Origin of the sequence: Vibrio sp. 1641 (assembly GCF_033339995.1) — a bacterium.
GTDB lineage: Bacteria > Pseudomonadota > Gammaproteobacteria > Enterobacterales > Vibrionaceae > Vibrio > Vibrio alginolyticus.
Window position 1 is genome coordinate 1 of sequence record NZ_JAWOVP010000178.1, and the last position, 707, is coordinate 707.

The 707-nt window shown below is 45.4% G+C and carries 2 protein-coding genes; both read right to left on the reverse strand.

What is annotated here, in order from left to right; all coding sequences use genetic code 11:
- Positions 1 to 303, reverse strand: a 303-nt coding sequence (gene yaaA / locus R7Z47_RS24905) for a peroxide stress protein YaaA (protein ID WP_318130771.1), incomplete at its 3' end; no start/stop codon positions are given.
- A 107-nt stretch (positions 304 to 410) separates the two neighbouring features.
- A partial coding sequence (locus tag R7Z47_RS24910) for an alanine:cation symporter family protein (protein WP_318130772.1) occupies positions 411 to 707 on the reverse strand: 297 nt, incomplete at its 5' end.

The window sequence follows — 707 nt, forward strand, 5'->3', positions numbered from 1 at the left end:
GAAGTCCGCATCTGATAGTGTTTCAGCTTCCAAGCCCGTGTACACATCACCTTTAAACGCCAAAATGGCCTGACGCGAGTTTTCCGTTGTGAACGTTTCGCTCCACTCTTGGAATCGCCCGACGTTCAGATCCGCTATTTTGTCACTCACTTTCATTAAAGAGGCAACATCAGCAGGCGTCAGTTTGCGGCAAACGTCGATCAATTCTTTTGAATATTCAATTAACTCTGGTTGAGTAAATTTTTCTGTCGCTAACGGAGACTCGTAATCGAGGGTCTTCGCTGGAGAAACTACGATAAGCATGACTTTCACTTCCCTAATTTTGTTTTTTATTAGGGTACAAAAAAAGCCATGCATTGTCTGCATGGCTTTACGAATCGTCTTAATAGCTTTTAACGATAGGAGAACACTTAGTCTTTCTTAGTGTTGTCCCAAATACCGTCTTCTAGCTGAGACTTAAGCTCAGGGAAATCGTTCGCATCGAACGTTGGTACTTTACCTTCGCCTAGCTGGCGGTTGTAGTCTTTCGCCAGTTTGATCACGATGCCCGATAGCAACAGAATCGCTACCAAGTTAACAATCGCCATCAGACCCATCGAAACGTCAGCCAACGACCAAACCACAGGAAGAGACGCTAGCGCACCAAACATTACCATGCCCAGAACCACAACGCGGAAGATGCTTAGACCAGCTTTATGGTTGTGCTC